Here is a 14,737-nt window from a genome sequence, read left to right as displayed (position 1 = left end):
TTTCCCGAAGGGGAGAGCGCCTCTACTTTGCGGGCCTCGCGCCTCATCAACCTGCTCCGGCAGGCGATTGGGGCGCCGGCCTACTCAGCCGGCGGCAAGGCCGACGCGCAGACCAGACCGGCGTTCAATCGTTCGCCAATCGTATCCCCGATCGCGACACGGCCCATATGGGCCACCACGATCGGTGCGATGCGCCAGGCGGCGAGGCGGTCGATCAATTCGAAGGTCAGCGACGCGGCGTGGGCCATCGCGAGATGACGGCCGATCTGCGCTGCTACAGTGCTTGGACGCCGGCCGCGTTCCAACGAGGGTGACTACATGTCCACATCCGGGCGCCCCGAAACCGCAACGACTTCGACCCGGTCGAAGTCGCTCCATCGGTAGACCGCGTAGCTGATCACCCAGCACGCGACGAATATGCCGATGATGAGGAAACCAAGCGTGTTGAAATGTTCCGACAGGGCGGTGGCGGTGTCCCAGGGCCCACCGTTCAAACGGAACTTCTCGGCCAGCAGGGCGGCCGTCTGGATCGAGCCGATGACCAGCGCCACCAGCGCCGATATCGAGGTGATGGTAATGTTATAGTAGAGCTTGCGGATGGGCTTCACGAAAGCCCACTCGTAGGCGCCCAGCATGATGACGCCGTCGGCGGTGTCGACAAGCGCCATGCCCACGGCAAACAGGATAGGGAAGACGAGCAGCGTCGCCAGCGAGACACCCTCGGCGGCGTGGGCGCCGGACAGGCCCAGGATCGCTACTTCCGTGGCGGTATCGAAACCAAGCCCGAACAGGAAGCCGAGCGGCGCCATGTGCCAGCTTTTGCGCACCAGCCTGAAGACCGGGCGGAATATCCGCGCGAGGAATCCTCGCCCGGCGAGCAGCATGTCGAGGTCGTCGTCGGCATATGTGCCGCCCCGGCGGACCTGCTGGAAACGGGTCCAGACACCCTGCAGGATCACCAGGTTCATGATCGCGATGGCGAACAGGAAGCACGCCGAGACGATAGTCGCGATGACCCCTCCGGTCTGGCCAAACGCTTCGAAATCGGTGAGCGTCCCGGCGGCGAGCGCGATCGTCGTAGCCGCGATCAGCACGATTGCCGAGTGGCCGATGGCGAACCACAAACCGACCGTGATCGGACGCTGCCCGTCCTGCATGAGCTTGCGGGTCACGTTGTCTATCGCGGCGATGTGGTCGGCATCGACCGCGTGGCGCAGGCCCAGGCTCCACGCGAGCAGCGCGGTGCCGATCATCAGCGCGTCGCCGTGGAAGGCGCTGAACGCCCAGGCCCACGCCGCGGCGTTCGCGCCGAGCAGCGCCGCGAACAGGACGAGGATGCGCGGTCGCAGCCTCGGATTGACGGAGGGTCGGGTCATGCGGTGGCTCCTTGGGAAACGAGCGCCTTGCGGCGGCGGCGGCGATTGCGGGATCGGCGCAGGTCGCGGCGGACCTTCTGGATGCCCATCCATGCGCCCGTCCCGCAGATCAGCGTGACCATGGCGAGCAGCGGCAGGACCACGAGGTCCCACAGCGGACGCGCGCGAAGGCCCGGCAGGTCGAAGCTGTGGAGGCCGTTCATGAGCCAGCGGAAGCGCCTTCCGTTGGCGTCGAAAGCACGGATCAGGCGGCCGGTCGCAGGGTCGATGTAGAGGCGGGTCGCCTGCGGGTCGGCTAGCACCGCCCGCCATACCGGGAACGGCGCCGGGTTGTGGTGGGTGTAGTAATAGGCGTCCGGCTCGTGCAGCAGTTCGAGCGATGCCACGGGGGGACCGTTGGCCAGCGCCGCGCGCAGCTCCGGCTCGCCGAGCACGGATAGATTGCCGTCACCATCGATACGGCGTCGGTCGCCGTCGGTCGCCAGCACCGTGAGGAAAGTCCTGCCGCCGAGCGGCGCGGCCTCGATCCGGACGGTGCCGGCGGGTAGCCCCTCCACGTTGGCGAGCGCCTTGCGCAGGTCTCCCCAATGCAGCGGACCCGATAATCGCTCGCGCTCGGCAAAGCCCGCCATGCTGTCGAGGAAACCCCATGGGTTCATCGAGAACAGGCCGCTCGCGACCCATGTCAGCGTAAGAATGCCGAAGAACAGCCCGGCCATATGGTGCCACCACCACAGCCCGCTATAGGGTGAACCGAGCCGCCCCTCCCGGTTGCGCCGCAGGCGGGCGACGCCGATCCACAGGCCCGTCACGGTGAGGAAACAGCCCAGCAGCGAGGTCCATATCACCACCTGCGACCACAGCGCGCCGTTCTGCCGCAGTAGCGTGGGATAGAGCCAGTGCGGCACCGCGCCCAGCCATCCCCAGAACCGCTCGGCACGCGTGGTCTGCTGCACTACCTCGCCTGAACCGGCGACATAGGCCGTGGCGCCGCCTTCATAGTCGATCCGCCAGAGCGGCTGGTGGCGCCGCGCGGTCTGGACGGTCCACTGGTCGATCACGACGGGCGTTGCCGAAAGCGCCGCGCCATCGATCCCGAAGCTGGCCCCGAACGAGCGCCCCTGCGCCAGCGCTTCGGCGCGGGACAGCGGCTCGACCGGACGACCGGAGACGAGGTCGATGTTCTCCGGCGCCGCCCGCATCTGCGCGATGGGGCCTGCCGGATCAAGCGCCGGGGTCACGCGCAGGACCGTGCGCTCCCCCAGCCGCTCGATCCGCGCTGAGGACAGGATGGTATCGTCGGCGAGGCCGAGGTGGGCCCAGTCGATGCCGGCCGGCAGCCGTAGGGGCGCGAGCCCCCGCAGCTGCTCGGCCGGCTGCAACCGGGGATAGGACGAATAGATCATGACGAAGCCGGACAGGCACCAGACCGTCATGACCACGCCGACGATGATCCCCAGCCAGCGGTGGAGGAAAAGGATCGGACGCAAGGTCATTGCCCCCTCCCTCAGAACGCCAGGCCGTAGCTCATCCGCAGCGTTCGGGGCACGCCGCGCGTGAAGTAGAGGAAGCGCCCGCTGCCGTTGTCGCGCAGTGCAGATCCGAGACCCGAGGCGTAGTCCTTGTCGAAGATGTTCTCGACGTTCAGCCCGAAGCGGTGCCGCCGGGCGTCGCCATCCGGGTAGATGTGCAGGCCCGCGTCAACGACGAGGTACTGCCCGTAGTTCCGCCGTCCAAACCCGGATACCGTCCGCCAGGTGTCACCCACCCAGTTGACCGAGACGTTGGCGCCGAAGGGTATGTCGGTCGGGCGCCAGGCGATCGCGCCGCGCGCGAAATGCTCCGGTGTGCGGTCGCGCTGGAGGCCCGAGCCGGAATTGCGCGAGCGGGTGTAGGTGTAGCTCGCCGAAAGCTCCCAGCCGTCGCCGATTTTGGCGCCCAACTGCAGTTCAGCGCCGCGCACGTTCACCTTGCTGTCGACGTTGGTGTAGATGCCGTCGGGATAGGCGGGATCGTCGTAGTCGATGTCGATCAGGTTATCGATGCGCCGCGCGAAAGCCGTCGCCTTCCAGGTCACGGCTCCGCTCGCGAGCCGGCCGCCGACACTGACGTTGACGCCGAGGCTTTCCTCAGGCTCGAGATTCGGGTTGCCCTTCTCGCAGCACGGATCGATCTGATAAAGCTGGGACGCGGTGGGGAGCAGGAACGAGGTCCCCCCGTTCGCCTCGAGATAAAGGTCCTCGCTCACGTCGAAGCGGCCCGAGACGTTCCAGACCGTCTTTTTCGACCCGCTGCCGTCGTTGTAGCGCAGGCCGGCCGACAGGCGCGCGCGGTCGGAGAGGTCGTCGGTGGTGCGCACCTGCAGGACGCCGGCCTGCACCTTCTCCTTGGTCTTGCCGATCAGCAGGACGTCGTCGCGGCCTTTGAAGTTCTGGAAGTCATAGCCGACCAGGTACTCCAGCCCGCGATGCGGTCGCAGCTTGACCACGGCGCTGCCGCCGAAGTCCTTGTAGCCCCAATAGGTCCCGGCCGGGTAGATCACCACCGGCTCGCCGGTCGTCAGGTCGTTGCGGATCTGGACGTAGGCGGTGTTCCAGTCGTGGTAATAACCCTTGAGGAAGAGCTGCACCGTGTCACTGCCGACATAGTCGAGGCGGATGCTGGCGATCTCCTCGTTACGATCGTTGCGGCTTTCACGCACGCGGATCGCGGAGAGGTTGTCGAGCTTGGCCTCGGTATGCTGGTACTGCAGGTTCAGCAGCAGGTCGGAATTGAAGTCGTACTGGTACTTGCCGCCGATCGACCACAGGTCGTAACCGCGCTTGCGGTCGGTCGCGCTGGGCTCCATCTCGCTGTAGGGCCGGTAGCCCTCCGAGCGATTGTGCGAACCCCAGGCGACGAAGCGATGCCTGCCCACGCTGCCCCGGACGTAGCCATCGACGTTGGTGCCCGCACGGCTGTCCACCTGCGCGTTGACCTGCCCGCCGAACTCGTCGCTGAACGAGCGGGTGACCACGTTGATGACGCCCGCCGCCGCCTGCGTGCCGTAGAACAGGCTCTCGCCGCCTTTCAGCACCTCGATCCGCTCGACCATGCTGGCGGGCAGCGTGTCGTTGGGCGAGGTGCTGCCGTAGAGCCGGTTGTTGATGCGGATGCCGTCCACCGTCCAGAGAACGTCCTGCGTGCGCGATCCCTGCAGCGAGACGTCGACGTAGCTGAACGGCCCGCTGCCCGGCATGACGTAAAGGCCCGGCACCGTCTGCAGCGCGGCGGCGACGTCGACCGCGCCCCGGTCGTCGATGTCCTGCTCGCTGACCTGGTAGAGGTCGCTGCCGTAGCGGCTGAGTTCCTGCGGCAGCGTCTCCTCGACGCTCGTGCCGGTAACGATGATGGAATCCGCGTCCTCGTCGGCCGTGGCCACGCCGGGCGCAAGCAGGAGGGCGGCGACAAGCGCCGTGTGCGAAACGTATCGTGATTGCATTGCAAATAGCCCCGTCGGCGCCAGCGAAACTGACGAGGGCTTCCGCGCGAACGGCCGGTGCACGCGCCGGACGGACGCCATGAGCGCCCGGCACATGTGCCGGTGCGGCCCTCGCCGCACATGCGTCGCTCAGACGGAGTTCCGTGCCGCAGCCATCCCCTGGACCAAGGCAAGAGCGACCATGCGCGGGCAGGTCTCCTGGCTCACGGGTCAATGCGTCGATGCACGGCCTTCCCAGGCCTCGCATGACTTAGCGTCCGGCCCAGTGGCTGGCGGCGTGGAACCTTGTCCCGCCGCACATGTGCATCGCGCTCGCCGCTTACAGTTGCAGGGACAGCCTCGGATTCGGACAAGAAGTCCTCACCGTGTTCCCTATTAAGCCCCTTGCGGGGCACCAGCGCGATCTTGCCGAAGTACTGTTGAGTGCTTCGACTGCGCCGCATGTAGACACAGGCTTTTGTAACCGCAAGACGTTCGATGCATATCGCGGCCACGGTCCGATTCCGCATCCTGCTGCAAGGCGGCGACGCCGCCCTCGGCCGCCGTAGACGGGCGCGCGTGTCCATGATTTCGGGAGGATGGAAACGCCATCCGGTAATCAAGGGAATTGCCGATGAGCCGCACAATTCTGCGGATTACGACAACTGGCGAAAAATGCTCAAGATTTCGCCGTATGGACGTGCATCGCAGCTTGTGATGTATTTTTAGGTGGCAAGGGAATGCCTGTTGCAATCGGGAAATAATATGCCGCGAATTTCGATCTGCATCCCCACTTACAATCGATCGACTTGTCTCGCAGAGCTCCTCGACAGCATCATTGCGCAGGCCACGCCCGAAGTCGAAGTCGTCGTCGCCGACGACGCGTCCCCTGACGACACGGCCGAAGTGCTGGAGCGATATCGCGACCGGATACCCGGGCTCGTCAGTTTTCGTCACCCCGTCAACGTCGGCGTCGACCGCAACATCGCCGCCGTGACCGCGCGCGCGACCGGCGATTACGTCTGGCTCATGGGAGACGACGACCGGGTGGAACGCGGCGGCGTGCGGCGCGTGCTCGCGGCGCTGGCGCAGTGGCCCGAAGCGGTTGCCGTCACTGTCGGCGTGGTCGACTACGACGTGACGATGCGCAAGATCACCGGCATAAGACAGATGCCCCGGACACAATACATCAAGGGCGCCGGACCGGCATTCAGCCGCCTCGCGGAACTGCTCGGGTACATATCCGCCACTCTCGTGAAACGCAGCCGTTGGGAAAAGGCAGCGGCCGACCCCCGGTCGGCGTCGATGGCGAACCTTTACTCGCAGGTCTTCATCGCCGGGCTGGCGGTCGGACGCGACGGCGGGTGGGGCGTGGTCCACGAACCTTGCGTGGGCTTCCGCTCCGGCAACGACCAACTCAAGCGCCGGGTCGGGTGGCTCGAGCGACTGCGGGTGGACGTGCGAGCCTACGACGAGATCGCCGGCGCCCTCTTTGCCGACGACCGCGCAGCGCAGCGGGCCATGAGCAGGCGCATCTTCGACACCCACGTGATCGCACGCGTCGTCAATGCCAAGACCGAAGGCGCCTCCTTCGGGGAGACGGTGCGCGCGGCGATGTATCTGGCCGGTCGCTACGCCTCGGTTCCGCGCTTCTGGGCGCTCGCCCTGCCGCTGCTGGTCACGCCGGGAGCGATGGTGCGGGCGGTTCGCCGTGCCTACCAGCGCACCGTCCGAACGTCCGGCACCGGCAGAGGGCGGCAGTTCCTGCTCCAGGCGCCCAGCGGTCGCTGATCGTCCGGGCCGCACTTTCGCATCGCATACAGGAGACAGCGTCATCGGCTTCTTTTCCCCCGGCACGCGGCAACCATCGCTGACCGACGATGCCGAAACACCCGGCGACTTCGGACACCTGTGGGCGATCGGCAGCGCCGGCTGCCCCGCCCCGGCCGACCGATGCCCGACCTTCGCCAGCACGACGCACCGCAGGCTGCTGGCCTACGAACCGCTCTTGCCCACGACCGACGCCATGGCACCCTACTTACGGCAGATCGACCGGTCGCGGATGTACTCGAACCAGGGGCCGCTGGTCACGGCGCTGCAAAAGCGTCTGGCGGCGCGGTTCGAACTGGCGGACGGCAGCGTCGTTGCCGCCAGTTCGGGCACCGCAGCGCTGGTCGCCGCCATCCTGGCCCATGCGGGACCGGCGCGTCCGGAACGTCCGTACGCCATCTGCCCCGCCTATACCTTCGTCGCCACCGCCGCTGCGGTCAGCCAGTGCGGTTACGAGCCCTATCTCGCCGACGTCTCCCCGGAGACATGGACGCTCGATCCCGACCGGTTGGCGGAGCACCCGATGCTCGACCGCGTGGGCGTGGTGGTGCCGGTCTGCGCCTACGGACGCCCGCTGGACGTCGAGGGGTGGGCGCGGTTCCAGCACGCCACCGGCATACGCGTCGTAATCGACGCCGCCGCCGCCGTGGAGGCGCTCGCCGACGGCAAGATGCACGGCGATGCGCGCGTGCCGCTGGCGCTGAGCTTCCATGCCACCAAGGCGTTCGGCTGCGGCGAGGGCGGCTGCGTCGTCTGGCCGGACCCGGCGCTAGCTGCGAGGACGATGCAGGCGACGAACTTCGGCTTCATGGGGTCACGAAACAGCCAGGGGGCCAGTCTCAACGGCAAGATGAGCGAATACCACGCCGCCGTCGCGCTGGCGGAGCTGGACGGCTGGGCCGGCAAGCGCGCGGACTTCGACCGCTCCACGCGCGCCTACCGCGCGGCGTTCCTGCACGAAGGGCTGCCCTCCGGAGACCTCGTCGTGCATCCGCAGATCGCGTCGAACTACATCCTCTACCGTTGCACCGACCCCGCACGCGCCGAAGATCTCCGGCGGGTACTGGAAGAGTCGGGTATCGAGGCGCGGTTCTGGTACGGCGGAGGCATGCACATGCACGACCACCTGCGCGAAGCCCGTCGGGACGCCCTGCCGGTCACCGAAGACCTGTCCCGCACCCTCCTCGGTCTGCCCATGGGCTCGCGCATGGCCGCAGCCGACATTGCCAGGGTCGTGTCAGCCCTGGCGGCAGCGCGCGGACGCGTGCAATCGGTAGAGATACCTTCCGTACGCACCCTGCCCGCGATCGCCTGACGCCGATCAAAAGGGGTATCAGGCGGGTCCGACGAGGCCCGCCGGATCATCCTACCCGAGGACTGCCGCGCATAGGGTCGCGGCCTGCTCGCTCCAGCGCCTCTCACGAGCCATGTCATGCCCGGCGGCTATCGCCTGCTCGCGTTTTGGGGAATCGCCCAAGACCTCGCGCATCGCGCGCAGGATCGATTCCACCGAGGTCGGGTCGCAGTAGGTCGCGCCCCGTCCGCAGCGCTCCCACATGGCGGGGATGTTGGAAACCACCGCCGGGCAGCCGAAATGCGGCGCCTCCACGGGAGGCAGCGGGCAGGCTTCGTACAGCGAGGGGAACAGCAGCACGCGGGCGTCCCGGTAAATCCGGGAGAGGCGCGCGGGGTCGTTGACCTGGCCGACGAAATGGATGCGGTCTGCGACGTCCGCAGGCACTTCGCGCCGAGGCTCGCGCAGCACCTTGCCCGCCGCGCCGACGAATACGAAGTGCAGACCGTCCTCGCGTGCCAGGCGAATGGCGGCGGCGAGGGTCCGGCCGAAGTTCTTGCGATGCGACAATGACCCCACATAAAGCCCGTAGCCCGGCGGCGGCAGCGCTGGCTCCGCTCCCGCGGCCGGGCCGGGAGCTGCCTCGTCTGCGCTCCATCCGCCGTTGGGTGCCACGGTGATGCGCGGCGCGCTTTCGGGGACGAGCCGCTCGAGCCGCGCCCTTTCTGTCTCGGATACCGTGAGGATGGCCCGCGCCCGTCGCATCAGCAGTGGCAGCATCAGCCTGTGACCAAGCCGATAGAGGAACTTGTAGGCTCCAGGATAGTCGAGGAACGACACATCGTGGATCATCACGGCCACGCGCGTCTTGGGGTCCAGCAGGGCGCGGGCCGGGGCACTGTTGCCCAGGCAGAGCAGCGTGCCCCCCTTCACATGGCCAGCAAGCGCCACCTGTTCCCACAACAGCCCTCTAAATCTTCCGATCGTCTCAACCCTGATGCGATTCAACGATAGACGCTGGACCCACGGGCCCGGGGGCACCAGCAAGGTGATATCGGCGCAAAGCTTTCCGTTTTCGAGCATGCGATCGATCTCGGTGGTTATCTCCCGGGCAACGCGCTGGACGCCGGTCACCTGCTGCACCAGGAAGCGGCCGTTGATGAACAGCCGGGGCTGGTCGGGAGTGGGTACGCGTTGCGATGGCCAGTCGATGAGCGGACTGGCATGCGCGGATAACTGGGTTGCCATGGTCGATCCCACCATTGCCGAATTGTTGTTAAGCCGCTTTCCATCGCTCATCCCGACTGACGCTCCAAGTACCCCATGGGATTACTCCGATTTCGCGCGCACGCGCGGGTAGCAGATGGAGCAATCACGCCGTTTTTCACGGCGGACGATCGGCTGCCGCGAAGGTCCTGGCTACCCGATAGGACTAATCCCTCAGGTACGATTGCCGCCGCGTCCGAAATGGAATTTCCTTGTGTCGCAAAACCGGAGGGCCGGTCCGTCCGGCAATGCCCGGAGCGTCATCTGGAGATACCAAGAGTGCAGCAGAACGAGGGGGCCGGACGCGGACCGATGGGGAAGCCCGTCGGCCATTCGAGAAACGCACGCTAGGTGGCGACGCTCCAGACACAGGTCAGGGCGCAGGACGTTGCGGGCGGCCATTTCGACACCGTCATCATCGGTTCCGGCTTCGGCTCGGGGTTCTTTCTCCATGAGGCGCTGAAGCATGCCCGCTCGGGCCGTGTCCTCGTCCTGGAATGGGGCGAGATCCGCAGCCATTCCGATCAGTGGGAAGACGGCAGGCAAAGCCATATCGCGCCCGGCTCCACCTACGACAACGCCGGCCCCCGCCCCTGGAACTTCACCATCGGCTTCGGCGGCGGCACCAACTGCTGGTTCGCCCAGACGCCGCGTTTCCACCCTTCCGATTTCCAGCTGCACACGCGCTACGGCGCGGGTCGCGACTGGCCGTTCACCTATGCCGATCTGGAGCCATTCTACTGCGAGGCCGAGGACGTCATGTCCATCTCGGGGGACGAGGAGATGGCCCGTGTGCTGCCTCGTTCGCGCCCGTTCCCCCAGCCACCGCACCACCCCTCCGCGCCCGACGCGCTGCTGAAGCGGGCGAGGCCGGACCTCCACTTCGTCATGCCAACCGCCCGCGCTCGGCAAGCGACCGAGACGCGCACCGCGTGCTGCGCCAACCACCGCTGCTCGCTGTGCCCGGTCGATGCGAAATTCACGGCCAACAACGGATTGATGGATGTCTTCCAGAACCCGCGCGTCAGCGTCTGCCCGGGCGCCGAGGTCACCCACCTCAACACTGCCGCCGGCGCGGTGCGCTCGGTCCGGTTCAAGTCCGGGGGGAAGGAGTACACCGTCCACGGCGACCTCTTCGTGCTGGGCGCGAATGCGATCCATTCGCCAGCGATCCTGCTCCGCTCCGGCATAGATCAGGGACCGGTCGGCAAGGGTCTGCACGAGGCCTACGGCGTCGAGGTGGAAGTCATGCTCGATGGGGTCGACAACTTCGGCGGGAGCACGATCACCACGGGGCTCGACTACGGCGCCTATGACGGGGCATTCCGCGGCAAGTCGGGTTCGGCCCTCCTCTATTTCGAGAACCGGTGGAAGTTCGGGTTCCGTCCCGAGCCCGGCAAGTGGCGCCAGACCCTGCCGATCGTTATCGTCGCCGAAGATTTGCCGAACGACGACGACGCCGTGGTACTCGGCGCCGACGGGGGTGCGAAGGTCGTCGGCGGGGAGCCCGGCGCTTATGCACTGGCCGGGGCGGAGCGGGCTTTCGCCCAGCTCCCCTCCATCCTCGCCGCCTTGCCGGTGGAGCGGATCGAGCGGCGATTGGTGCGGCCGACGGAAAGCCACCTCCAGGGGAGTTTACGCATGGGCAACGAGGCAGGTGCTTCGGTGGTCGACGCGCAGCAGGTCCATCACACCCTGCGCAATCTCGTCGTCGTCGGCTCGAGCGTGTTCCCGACATGCTCGGCAAGCAACCCCAGCCTGACGGTCGGGGCGATGTCCATCCGCTCCGCCCGGAGCGTGCTGGCGTGAGCGGGGGCGGCAGGATCAGCCGGCGGGGCGTCCTTGCCGGGATCGGCATCGCGGGACTGGGCGGCGTCGGGGCGCTCGCGGTGTTTGCGGGCACCGGCGACCAGCGCGACGCGATCCGGGCGATCCTGCACCGCCTCGTCGGCCCCTTCACCATGGCCGATGCCGATTTCAACCGCTTCGTGACGGATTTCAGCGCCGGCACCCGGGAGCTGAAATCCACGGAGGCGGACATGCTGCGGCTCCTGGAGATCGTGCCCGGAGCCCAGGCGCTCGCTCACCTCGACCACGGCCTGGCAGCGCGATCCGCCGCGTTCGACCGCAAGCTGCTCACCGAATTTGCCCTCGCCACCGGGCTGGACGGGTTCGGGAAAGCCGGGCAGCTGGAGTACCGCGGGCTGTTCCGCGACAACCCCTGCACCAACCCCTTCGCGCAGTTCGCGTGACCCGGCGCCCCCTCTTAAGGGCTAGGATGCCGCCGGGGCCCGCTCGAAGTGATGAACACTTCATAGAAATGGCGCTGTTCGGGCACCTTCCCGATACAGGCAGGCCGATTCAGGGGCCGCCCAAATACCTTCCCGAGGCGCGCTTCCGTTTTCGTATTCCTCAAAAGTTCGAGGTGGACGATGCACGATGTTTCCCCCGTCAAGCGCATGCTGCAGTACGTCAGCACGGCGGACATCGACTACCGCGATCTCGCGCCCGCCTCGCACGAGCTTACGGCGATTTATGCTCGCATGATGAACACCGGGCTGCCGGCGAACGCGCTGGCGCTTGCCATGCTGGGAGCGACCGTGAACTTCTACGATTGCTTCGACATGTCGGGCGAGCTTCCCGAACTGCTGCGCGCGCTGGCCGACAAGCTGGAGTTCGACGGGGCGGCCTGTTGAACGCGCCGTCCTGCGCGTCCTGGGCCCCGCGCCCGCCTCTACCCCTTCGGTAGCCCCCCTTTCGCGCCTCTTCGCCCTTGGGGCGCTGTCCCATACCCTCGTGGTCATGACGGCACATGATGCAGGCAACGCAAGGATCATCCATGGAAGCCGTTGACCAGCTGTCGTTCCGCCGCCCGCCCCACGATCCGCCGGCCGGCGGCGGCCCCGCGCATGGCGATGGAACCGCCGCCGCTCACCGCATCGCCATCTTCAACGTTAAGTACAGTCCCAACCTCGGCGACGGCATCATCGCCGAATGCCTCGAGGGGGAACTGCGCCGCGCCGACCCGCTCATCGATCCCGTGTCCATCGATCTTGCCGGCCGCACCGGCTTCAGCCGGCGGCATGGCCGCAGCCGCATGGGGATGCTCTCGATCATCGAGATGCTGCCGCCCCAAGTGCGGTCGGTGCTCGTGCCCGCGCTGCTGATGGTGCTGGTTCGTTTCCGCTTCGCCCCGCGCTGGCGCCGGTGGCTCGGCAAGTGCGACGGTGTCATCGTCGGCGGCGGCGCGCTGTTCCAGGACGTCGACCAGAACTTTCCGGTTAAGATCGCCCAGGGCCTGAAGCTCGCCAATGCGCGCAAGCTGCCGGTCGCCATCGCCAGCGTTGGCGTGTCCGGCGGTTGGTCGGCGGCGGGGCGAAACCGCCTCGCAGCGCGGCTGCTGGGCGCGCGTCTGGTCAGCGTTTCGGTGCGCGATGTCGATTCCGTCGCGATGTGGCGGTCGGTCATGGGTGCTCTCGGCGTCGGGGAAGCTGCTCTGGCTCCCGACCCGGGACTGCTCAGCGCACGCCAGTACGGAAGCCCTCGCAAAGCGGCTGAGACTGGCGGCATAGGGCTTTGCGTGACGGCGCCCATCGCGCTGCGCCTCCATCACGAAGGCGCCCACGATGACGGGCAGCACGAGGCGTGGATGCGCGCCGCCGCGCGAGAGCTCATGAAACTAGGCCGAGACGTCGTGATGTTCACCAACGGCAGCCCCGAGGACCGGCTGTTCCGCGACCGCCTGCAACTGGGCCTCGAGCGATATCCCGGCATCCGCTTCGCGCCCGACTTCAGCTGCCCGGAGGAACTGGCGCACGCGCTCGCGGGGTTCGACTGCGTACTGGCCCACCGGCTCCACGCCTGCATCGTCGCCTATTCCTACAAGGTGCCGACGGTGGGCTTCGCATGGGACCGCAAGCTGCGCAGCTTCTTCGAGCAGACCGGCCGGGCCGGCTTCGTCATCGACCCGCGCGAGACCAGCCCGATGCACCTCGCCGACCTCGCCTCCATCGCCATCGAACTGGGGATCGACGAGGACGTGCACGCCGACCTGGTCGGAGGTGCGGCCGGTGCGATCCATGCGCTGGCGCGAAAGCTGACGGCAGACGCCGCCGAGATGCCGATGCGACCGATGCCGGTAAAACTGGCTAGCGCTACAGCGGGAGCGGCGGCGCGATGATCGACCGCATCGTCGTCATCAACGATCTTGCGCAGCCGCGAGGCGGCGCGTCCCAGCTGGCGCTGGAATCGGCGGTCCAGTTCGCCCGGCGCGGCCTGCGCGTGACGGTCCTGTGCGGATCGGAGGGCAACGACGACCTCGTGCGCGAAGGGATCGAGGTCGTCGCGCTGGGCCAGGCGCGGTTGCTGGAGGGTAGCCGCGCGAAGGCGATGGTCCAGGGCCTCTACAACCGCTCGGCCGTAATGATGATCAGGGGCTGGATCACAGAAAACGACACGCCGCGCACCGTCTATCACGTCCACGGATGGTCGCAGGTGCTGTCGCCGGCGCTGTTCAGCGCGCTGGCGGCGGTGCGCGGGCGGACGCTGGTCCACGCGCACGATTTCTTCTTCACTTGCCCCAACGGGGCGATGTTCCATTTCGGCAAGGATGCGCCCTGCCCGGCAACGCCGATGAGCCTCTCGTGCATCACATCCGCCTGCGACCGGCGCGGCGCGGTGTCGAAGGCCTGGCGGGTGGCGCGCCAGGGCGTCCAGAACCGCGTGCTTGCGGACTACCTGCCGCCGCTGCTGCTGATCCATGGCGGCATGGCCGGCTACTTCGCCCGCTCCGGCCTGACGCCGAGCGATATGTCGGTGCTGCCCAATCCGGTGCGGCCCTTCGTGACGGAGCGCATCGCCGCCGAGCGCAATCACGGCGTCCTCTTCGTCGGCCGCATGGAAGCGACCAAGGGCATCGACCTTGCCGCCGAGGCATGCCGGCGCGCCGGTGTGAAGCTCATCGCGGTGGGTACGGGCGAGATGCTGGATGAACTCAGGCGCCGTTACCCGGAGATGGACTGGGTTGGCCGGCACCCCCCCGAGGCGGTCGGCCAGTTCGCGCGCCGGGCGCGCGTCGCCGTCATGCCGAGCCGGCACATCGAGCCCTTCGGCCTCGCCGCCGTCGAGGCCCTGTGGAGCGGACTGCCGGTGATCTCCTCGCGTGACGCGCTTATCGCGCCGGACATCGTCGCCGCCGGGGCCGGCCTGGCGGTAGACCCGAGGAACGTCGATGGGTTCGCCGCTGCCATCGGCTCGCTGTTCGACGACGACGATCGGACCCGCCGCATGAGCGAAAACGCGCAGCTGCGTACCTCCGCCCTGGCCCTGTCGCCCGAGCATTGGATCGACGCGCTGCTCGAGGGCTACGAGGGATACCTCGACGCCGGACGGGTTGGCCTCATCGCCGCCGTGCGGCGCAGTGTCGATGAGGCGGGGCGGGACCCGCAGGATGGTCCCGCGCCTTCCGTGGTCGTGCCGCTGCACGGCCGCCGCGCCGCAAGGGGAATGTAA

Annotated in this window: 13 protein-coding genes and 1 riboswitch; of the genes, 8 read left to right on the top strand and 5 right to left on the bottom strand. The window is 67.5% G+C overall.

All coding sequences use genetic code 11. The features are described 5' to 3' along the window. Positions 1 to 80 precede the first annotated feature (80 nt). The 4 genes from PMI02_RS26855 to PMI02_RS01405 all read right to left on the bottom strand — a co-directional run bounded on the left by PMI02_RS26855 (position 81) and on the right by PMI02_RS01405 (position 4,857). The gene (locus PMI02_RS26855; RefSeq protein WP_007677632.1) at positions 81 to 248 is read right to left on the bottom strand and encodes an ethanolamine ammonia-lyase light chain EutC; all 168 of its coding nucleotides are present in this window, start codon (positions 246 to 248) and stop codon (positions 81 to 83) included. 66 nt (positions 249 to 314) lie between these two features. After that, a complete protein-coding gene (locus PMI02_RS01415; protein WP_007677631.1) occupies positions 315 to 1,376 on the bottom strand; it encodes a HoxN/HupN/NixA family nickel/cobalt transporter in 1,062 nt (353 codons plus the stop codon). Next, positions 1,373 to 2,872 (bottom strand): PepSY domain-containing protein, encoded by a 1,500-nt coding sequence (locus PMI02_RS01410; protein WP_007677630.1) that lies wholly within the window; start codon positions 2,870 to 2,872, stop codon positions 1,373 to 1,375. Before PMI02_RS01410 ends, PMI02_RS01415 begins: the two co-directional genes overlap by 4 nt. An 11-nt stretch (positions 2,873 to 2,883) precedes the next feature. Beyond that, on the bottom strand, positions 2,884 to 4,857 hold the full coding sequence (locus tag PMI02_RS01405) for a TonB-dependent siderophore receptor (RefSeq protein ID WP_036501743.1): 1,974 nt from the start codon (positions 4,855 to 4,857) through the stop codon (positions 2,884 to 2,886). 170 nt (positions 4,858 to 5,027) lie between these two features. After that, positions 5,028 to 5,271, bottom strand: a riboswitch (cobalamin riboswitch). Positions 5,272 to 5,334: 63 nt separating this feature from the next. Here PMI02_RS01405 and PMI02_RS01400 point away from each other — a divergent pair. Genes PMI02_RS01400 through PMI02_RS01390 form a run of 3 tightly spaced genes read left to right on the top strand, consistent with a single transcriptional unit; the run spans position 5,335 to position 7,981 of the window. Further along, positions 5,335 to 5,565, top strand: coding sequence for a hypothetical protein (locus PMI02_RS01400; RefSeq protein WP_036501740.1), 231 nt, complete (start codon positions 5,335 to 5,337; stop codon positions 5,563 to 5,565). Positions 5,566 to 5,601: 36 nt separating this feature from the next. Next, positions 5,602 to 6,627 carry a glycosyltransferase family 2 protein gene (locus PMI02_RS01395; RefSeq protein ID WP_007677628.1) on the top strand — a complete coding sequence of 342 codons (1,026 nt, stop codon included), beginning with the start codon at positions 5,602 to 5,604 and terminating at the stop codon, positions 6,625 to 6,627. Continuing rightward, on the top strand, positions 6,548 to 7,981 hold the full coding sequence (locus PMI02_RS01390) for a DegT/DnrJ/EryC1/StrS aminotransferase family protein (protein WP_052025402.1): 1,434 nt from the start codon (positions 6,548 to 6,550) through the stop codon (positions 7,979 to 7,981). Before PMI02_RS01395 ends, PMI02_RS01390 begins: the two co-directional genes overlap by 80 nt. Positions 7,982 to 8,032: 51 nt before the next feature. Here the strand turns inward: PMI02_RS01390 and PMI02_RS01385 are convergent, their stop codons facing one another. Beyond that, positions 8,033 to 9,259: a glycosyltransferase family 1 protein gene (locus PMI02_RS01385; RefSeq protein ID WP_238538942.1), complete on the bottom strand. Its 1,227-nt coding sequence runs from the start codon at positions 9,257 to 9,259 to the stop codon at positions 8,033 to 8,035. Positions 9,260 to 9,577: 318 nt separating this feature from the next. Here PMI02_RS01385 and PMI02_RS01380 point away from each other — a divergent pair, with 318 nt between their 5' ends. The 5 genes from PMI02_RS01380 (at position 9,578) to PMI02_RS01360 (ending at position 14,737) form a co-directional block, all read left to right on the top strand. Beyond that, on the top strand, positions 9,578 to 11,035 hold the full coding sequence (locus PMI02_RS01380) for a GMC oxidoreductase (RefSeq protein WP_007677623.1): 1,458 nt from the start codon (positions 9,578 to 9,580) through the stop codon (positions 11,033 to 11,035). Then, complete coding sequence (locus PMI02_RS01375) at positions 11,032 to 11,478, top strand: hypothetical protein (protein WP_007677622.1); 447 nt, start codon at positions 11,032 to 11,034, stop codon at positions 11,476 to 11,478. The genes PMI02_RS01380 and PMI02_RS01375 overlap by 4 nt, the downstream gene beginning before the upstream one ends. 180 nt (positions 11,479 to 11,658) lie before the next feature. Continuing rightward, the gene (locus tag PMI02_RS01370) at positions 11,659 to 11,922 is read left to right on the top strand and encodes a hypothetical protein (RefSeq protein ID WP_007677621.1); all 264 of its coding nucleotides are present in this window, start codon (positions 11,659 to 11,661) and stop codon (positions 11,920 to 11,922) included. A 143-nt stretch (positions 11,923 to 12,065) separates the two neighbouring features. Next, entirely contained in the window at positions 12,066 to 13,406 is a 1,341-nt protein-coding gene (locus tag PMI02_RS01365) for a polysaccharide pyruvyl transferase family protein (RefSeq protein ID WP_007677620.1), read from the top strand. Beyond that, positions 13,403 to 14,737: a glycosyltransferase family 4 protein gene (locus tag PMI02_RS01360; protein WP_007677618.1), complete on the top strand. Its 1,335-nt coding sequence runs from the start codon at positions 13,403 to 13,405 to the stop codon at positions 14,735 to 14,737. The genes PMI02_RS01365 and PMI02_RS01360 overlap by 4 nt, the downstream gene beginning before the upstream one ends.

The sequence above is a fragment of the Novosphingobium sp. AP12 genome, from assembly GCF_000281975.1.
GTDB lineage: Bacteria > Pseudomonadota > Alphaproteobacteria > Sphingomonadales > Sphingomonadaceae > Novosphingobium.
The sequence above is the reverse complement of the archived record's forward strand: the minus strand, read 5'-3'. Positions and strand labels throughout refer to the sequence as shown.